This window comes from Rhabdothermincola sp., assembly GCF_036846205.1.
In the GTDB taxonomy this organism is placed as follows: domain Bacteria; phylum Actinomycetota; class Acidimicrobiia; order Acidimicrobiales; family Acidimicrobilacustridaceae; genus Rhabdothermincola.
The window spans coordinates 4,247-10,171 of the sequence record NZ_DAIUCK010000109.1 but is presented as its reverse complement, the minus strand read 5'-3'; the positions used below and the strand labels follow the sequence as shown (position 1 = coordinate 10,171).

6 protein-coding genes are annotated in these 5,925 nt (G+C 73.0%); all 6 read right to left on the bottom strand.

The window, feature by feature from the left end:
- Window positions 1-910, bottom strand: a 910-nt coding sequence (locus V7004_RS13655) for a murein hydrolase activator EnvC family protein (protein ID WP_334144654.1), incomplete at its 3' end; no start/stop codon positions are given.
- 121 nt (window positions 911-1,031) lie between these two features.
- Window positions 1,032-1,817, bottom strand: a complete 786-nt coding sequence (whiG, locus tag V7004_RS13650; protein ID WP_442968068.1) for an RNA polymerase sigma factor WhiG — start codon at window positions 1,815-1,817, stop codon at window positions 1,032-1,034.
- Between the two features lie 5 nt (window positions 1,818-1,822).
- Entirely contained in the window at window positions 1,823-2,713 is an 891-nt protein-coding gene (locus V7004_RS13645; RefSeq protein WP_334144652.1) for a tyrosine-type recombinase/integrase, read from the bottom strand.
- Between the two features lie 68 nt (window positions 2,714-2,781).
- On the bottom strand, window positions 2,782-3,915 hold the full coding sequence (gene dprA, locus V7004_RS13640; RefSeq protein WP_334144651.1) for a DNA-processing protein DprA: 1,134 nt from the start codon (window positions 3,913-3,915) through the stop codon (window positions 2,782-2,784).
- On the bottom strand, window positions 3,915-5,432 hold the full coding sequence (locus tag V7004_RS13635; protein WP_334144650.1) for a YifB family Mg chelatase-like AAA ATPase: 1,518 nt from the start codon (window positions 5,430-5,432) through the stop codon (window positions 3,915-3,917). The genes dprA and V7004_RS13635 overlap by 1 nt, the downstream gene beginning before the upstream one ends.
- A gap of 134 nt (window positions 5,433-5,566) precedes the next feature.
- Complete coding sequence (locus V7004_RS13630) at window positions 5,567-5,902, bottom strand: c-type cytochrome (RefSeq protein ID WP_334144648.1); 336 nt, start codon at window positions 5,900-5,902, stop codon at window positions 5,567-5,569.
- Window positions 5,903-5,925: the final 23 nt, after the last annotated feature.

Sequence of the window (5,925 nt, the reverse complement as noted above, 5' to 3'; positions counted from 1 at the left end):
CGGCCAGCGAGTCGGTAAGCCCTTCGGCGGGGATCCGCCCACCCCGATAGGAGAACCGGACCACGTCGCCGGGGGCGTAGCCGAGCGCCGCGGTGTCGGTGCGGTCGATGCCGCTTCCCTCGCTGGTCGAGCCGAACCCGGCCACCAGGATGGCGATGCGCCGGCCTTCCGGTCGTGGTGGCGTCGTGGTGGGCGGGGTGCAGTCACCACGGCTCCGCCGCCATCGCTCCACGCCCATGGCGATGCGGGCCAGCCGGGTCTCGACCCGCAGCTCGACCGCATAGTGGAGCAGGAGCCGGGCCCGCTGCCCGCTGACGTCGACCATCATGTCTGCCAGCCGGTAGGGCGAGTCCAGGTGGTCGAGGATCACCTCCAGAAAGGCTCTGCGCTCCCGCAACGGCCTCTCCCCTTCCTCGATGCCGGGGACCAGCCGGGCCCGAACGGGATGGGCACCGGCGAAGAGTGCGGCCGGGTCCAGGTACGTGCCGTCGCGATCGCGGATGCCGAGGTGCAGCATCGGCCCGGCGGTGCCGATGACCTCGCCCTGCCTGACTCGGTCGCCTATCCGCACGTCCACTGCCTCGAGGAACGAATAACTCGACCGCAGGCCGTCGGGGTGGCGCACCGTGACGTGCAAGGTGCCGGCCACCGGACCGGCGAAGATCACCTCGCCGTCGCCGACCGCCCGCGCCGGGGTACCCGGCTCGGTGGCATAGTCGATCCCCCGATTGCCCGGCCCGAAGCGGGTCGCCGGAGGGCGGAAGGGATCCGCGACCGGCGCTTCGACAGGCGGCCGGTAACGAGGTGGTGTGGCGAGCGCGTGGCCTGCGGGCGCGATGGCGGCGGACAGCGCGACGACGAACACGGCGGCCGCGCCGATCTGGGCGCGGCAGGGCACACGGTGGGCCACGGGACGGGCACCTCCCCGGGGAGACGGGACCGGGGGGGAAGTGCGGCCGAGGGCCGTGAGGGGGCGTCACCCCGAGTTCAGGCGTGGCCGGCGAGATGGGGCCCCGAGTCGGGGCTCGTGCTCAGGCCGGCTCGCGTTCCTGGGCCAGGATCCGCGACCGGAGCTGGAGCACCGCTTTGGTGTGTATCTGGCACACCCGGCTCTCGGTGACGCCCAGCACCTGGCCGATCTCGGCGAGGGTCAGACCCTCGTAGTAGTAGAGGGTGAGGACGATCTTCTCCCGCTCGGGCATGCGGTTGATGGCCTCGGCGAGGATCTGGCGCATCTCCTCGACCTCGTAGGCCTGCACCGGCCCCTCACCCGCATCTGCGATGGTGTCGCCGAGCGTCAGCGACTCACCCCGGTCGCCGCCCACCGAGAGCATCTCGTCGAGCGCCACCAGCCCGACGAAGGAGATCTGCGAGAGCGTGGTCTGCAACTGCTCGTCGGTCATGTCCAGCTCGGCCGCGAGCTCCTCGTCGGTGGGAGCGCGGTGCAGCTCACTCTCGAGCTTGGCGAACGCCTTCTCGAGGGCCCGAGCCTTGGCCCGGACCGAGCGAGGCACCCAGTCGATCGAGCGCAGCTCGTCGAGGATCGCCCCCTTGATACGAGCGATCGCGTAGGTCTCGAACTTGTAGCCCCGCGCCGGGTCGAACTTCTCGATGGCGTCGATCAGGCCGAAGATGCCGTAGCTCACCAGGTCGGACTGCTCCACGTTGTGGGGCAGCCCCACCGCGACCCGGCCCGCCACGTACTTCACCAGCGGCGAGTAGTGCACGATCAGCTCGTCACGTACCTCGCGCGCGCCCGTGGCCTTGTAGTCGACCCATAACCGTTCGATGTGACCTGCTGCCTGGTCTTCCACCACCGGTCCTACGCTCGCGGGTGGGTCGACTCGACGACGCGCCGCAGCCGTTCCTTGCTCACATGAGTGTAGTGCTGCGTGGTGCCGAGGTCGGCGTGACCGAGCAGCTCCTGCACCGCTCGCAGATCGGCGCCCCCGTCGAGGAGGTGGGTGGCGAACGTGTGGCGCAACGCATGGGGATGGGTCGGCGACAGCGCGCGGCGGTCGAGGATGCGCCGCACGTCCCGCGGGGTCAGTCGGCGCCCACGCCGGTTGAGGAACACCGCGTCGACAGGCGTGTCGGTGGTGATGAGCTGGTCGCGCCCGCACCGGAGCCAGGCGTCGATGGCCGCCGAGGCCGGTTCGCTCAGCGGGACCTGGCGCTGCCGTGAGCCCTTGCCCCACACACGCACCGTGCGGTTGAGGAGGTCGAGGTCGTCGGGCCGCAGGCCGCAGAGCTCCGCCACCCGTAGGCCGCTGCCGTAGAGCAGTTCGAGCACCGCATCGTCGCGCAGTCGGATGGCCGGCTCGTCGCTCGACGTGGACGCTGGTGGATCGTCGAGGAGAGCCCTCAACTCCTCGTCGCGCAGCACCCGGGGCAGCCGCCCCTCCCCCGCCGGGGCGGAGAGACCCGCTGCGGGGTCGGCGCTCAGGTGACCCGTGCGATGCAACCAGGCGAAGTACCGGCGCAGCGCGGAGGCCTTCCGGGCGACGGTGCGGCGTGCGTAGCGGCGGGTGCCGAGGTAGGCCAGGTACCGGCGAAGCACCTTGCGGTCGATGGCTGACGGGCCGCTGGCACCGAGACGCGCCGCCCACTCGGTGAAGGCCTCGAGGTCGCTCCGGTAGGCGCGGACCGTGGCAGGTGACGCGGCGGTGAGCGCGGCCTCGAACTCCTCGAGCAGCCACCCGGGCTCGGCCATCCCGGCCCACGGTACCCGGCGCTCGCCGCCGCGCTGAGGAGGGCCGAGCACGGAGCGGGCGGAGCCGGTCAGCGGCCATCGTGGGCCACCCGTTCGAACCAGCCCGCCCGGCGGGCCACCCATCCAGCCGCCTCCAGCCGGTCGAGCGCCAGCACGAGCGAGCCGAGCTCCAGACCAGTGCGCAACACGAGTTGCTCGAGGGCGACGGGCTCCCACCCGATCTGCTCGAGGACCCGGGCGTCGGCCGGCTCCGGTACCGGGCGTGGGTCTTCTCCCCGCCGTCGGGCGGGCGTGTCGAGCCCCAGCAGCGCGAGCACGTCACCCGCGCCCAGGCACACGTGGGCGCCTTCGTCGAAGAGACGGTTCGTGCCCTCGGACGCGTGGGCCCGGACCGAGCCGGGCACGGCCATCACCGGCCGCCCACGCTGGGCCGCTTCGGTGGCGGTGTGCAGCGCGCCGCCCCGGGCGTGGGACTCGACCACCACGACGATGTCGGCCAGCGCGGCGATCAACCGGTTGCGCGCGGGGAAGTGCCAGGCCGCGGGCGAGGTGCCGAGGGGGTGCTCCGAGATCAGCAGGCCCGCGTCGGCCACCGCCCGCCACAGGCTGTGGTTGCGGCGGGGGTACACCACGTCGAGCCCGCTGCCCACGACCGCTACCGGTGGGGCGGCCCGGGCCTCCAGCGCCCCGGTATGGGCCGCACCGTCGATCCCGAGCGCCAGCCCCGACACGACCCGCACGCCGGCAGCCGCGAGGTCGCGACCGAGCTCGAAGGCCACGTCACGGCCGTAGCGGGTGCAGTCGCGGGTGCCGACCACCGCCACTCTCGGCCCATCGAGGACCCGGCGGTCGCCGCGCAGGACCACCAGGGGCGGAGGGTGCTCTTCGCCACGAAACGGCTCGGGATAGGCAGGGGAACTCACGCCGCAGACCTCGACACCGGCCTCGAGGTGATGTCGCCACAGCTCACCCACGTCGAGCTCGCTCGCCCGGCGAGCCCAGGCCGCGACCACCGCCGCTCCCGGGGCACCCAGCAGCTCCCGGACGCCGCCCCCTGGCACCGCACCCCGGCACAGCTCGTGCCACGCCTCGGCCGGCGAGACCGCCTCGACCAGCGCGCTCAGACGAGCGGGACCCATCTGCGGCAGCGACGCCAGCGCCAGCAGGTGCGCTTCGGTCGGCAGCTCGGTGGTATCGGGCATCAGCCCGCCAGCCGCTGGACGAGGAACGACGGCTCCGTGCGCAACGCGCACGCCTCCGCGACGTGCTCCACCGACAGCTCACCGCCGTGGCCCGCCAGGTCGGCGATCGTTCGCGCCACCCGGCGGACTCGCTGCAGCCCGCGACCGGTGAGCCGACCGGCCCGCAGATCAGCCTCGAGCTTGCGGGCCGCAGCTCGTGAGAGCGGCGCACACCGATCGAGGTCGGCCTGGTCGAGCTCCGCGTTGGCGCGCACCCCCCGCCGCCAGGCGAGCTGGCGGGCGGCGAGCACCCGCTCGGCCACCGCCCGGCTGGGCTCCGAAGGCGCGCTGCTCAGCAGCTCCAGCGGGTCCGGCCGCAGCACGTCGACCCGCAGATCGAACCGGTCGAGCAGCGGGCCCGAGATCCGCCGGCAGTACCGGGCGAGCTGGAGATCCGAGCAGCGGCAGGCGTCCGGCGAGCTCCGCAGGCCGCACGGGCACGGGTTCATCGCCGCCACGAGCTGGAAGCGGCACGGCAGCAGCACCTTCGAGTCAGCCCGGGCGAGGCGCACCACGCCCTCCTCGAGCGGCTGGCGCAGCGTATCGAGCACGTGGGCAGGGAACTCCGCCAACTCGTCGAGGAACAGCACCCCCTCGTGGGCCAGGGAGATCTCACCGGGTCGCAGCTGGCCCGACCCGCCACCGATGAGCGCCACCGCCGAGGCGCCGTGGTGCGGGGCACGGAACGGGGGCCGGCGAACCAACCCACCCGGAGGGAGTGGCGCGCCGGCCGCGGAGTGGATGCGGGTGGCCTCCAGCGCCTGGGCACCGTCGAGCTCGGGCAGCAGGCCCGGCAGCCGTTTCGCGAGCATGGTCTTGCCCGCGCCGGGCGGCCCCACCATCAACAGGTGATGACCGCCCGCCGCGGCCACCTCGAGCGCGCGCCGGGCGACGGGCTGGCCGTGGACGTCGCGCAGGTCGGGGCCGAGGTCCTCGGGGGGCACCTGGTCCAACGGCGGTACCGCGGGCCACGAGATGTCGCCCCGGAGGCAGCTGACCAGCTCACCGAGGCTGCCGACGATGCGAACCTCGTGCCGCCCCACGAGCTGTGCCTCCACCCGCGCATCCGGCGGCACGACCACCACCTTCGCCTCGACGGCGTCGACGAGGGGCAGCACACCGGGAACCTTGCGGAGCGCCCCGTCGAGGCCCAACTCGCCGACGAAGCCGACGTCCTCGGCGACCGACGGCGGCAACTGCTCGGTGGCGACCAGCACCCCGACCGCCATCGCCAGGTCGAGGCCGGCGCCGATCTTGCGCAAGCCGGTGGGAGCGAGGTTGACCGTGCACCGGCGCTGCGGCCACGACAACCCACTGGACAGGATCGCTGCCCGGACGCGGTCGCGCGCCTCGCGGCAGGAGCTGTCGGGCTGGCCGACCACGGTGAACGACGGCAGGCCGCTCGAGACGTGGACCTCGACGGAGACGGCATGACCGTCGACGCCCAACAGGGTGGCCGACGTGACGGTGGCGAGCATGAGGCCCTCCTCGACCGCATGGTGCGCATCGGAGCCAGGACGGGACCGTGCGCGTTGACGGTGGGAAGGACGGCCGTGTCGCCGGCCATCGAGCGTGCGCTGATGCTAGCGAGGGGGTCTGACAGTCGAAAGAGTCAGAGGCTGCGTTCGTAGGTGGCTACCGCCCGGATGTCCTCGGCGGAGAGCTGCTGGCCGAACGAGGGCATACCGGCCCGGCCTTCGGTGATGACCGCGATCTGGTCCTCGATGTTCGGGTAGCGGCTGACGACCACCCCGGCGAGCCGCGGCCCGTTGCCGCCCCCACCCTTGGCGCCATGACAGGTGGCGCAGTTCTGGCGGAACACCTGCTGGCCGCGGGCCAACGTCGGATCGCTCGGCGTGGCGGCGTCGTCGCCGTTGCCGCAGGCGTTCAACGCCAGCACTCCACCGACGAGCGCGATGGCAAGGATGAGGACCTTGGCTGCCTTCACGGCCGCAGACCTTACCGTCGGCC

What these genes read in the sequence shown, in the direction of transcription:
- V7004_RS13635 (WP_334144650.1), bottom strand. Translation starts at nt 5,432, where the DNA reads ATGCTCGCCACCGTCACGTCGGCCACCCTGTTGGGCGTCGACGGTCAT.
- dprA (WP_334144651.1), bottom strand. Translation starts at nt 3,915, where the DNA reads ATGCCCGATACCACCGAGCTGCCGACCGAAGCGCACCTGCTGGCGCTG.
- V7004_RS13645 (WP_334144652.1), bottom strand. Translation starts at nt 2,713, where the DNA reads ATGGCCGAGCCCGGGTGGCTGCTCGAGGAGTTCGAGGCCGCGCTCACC.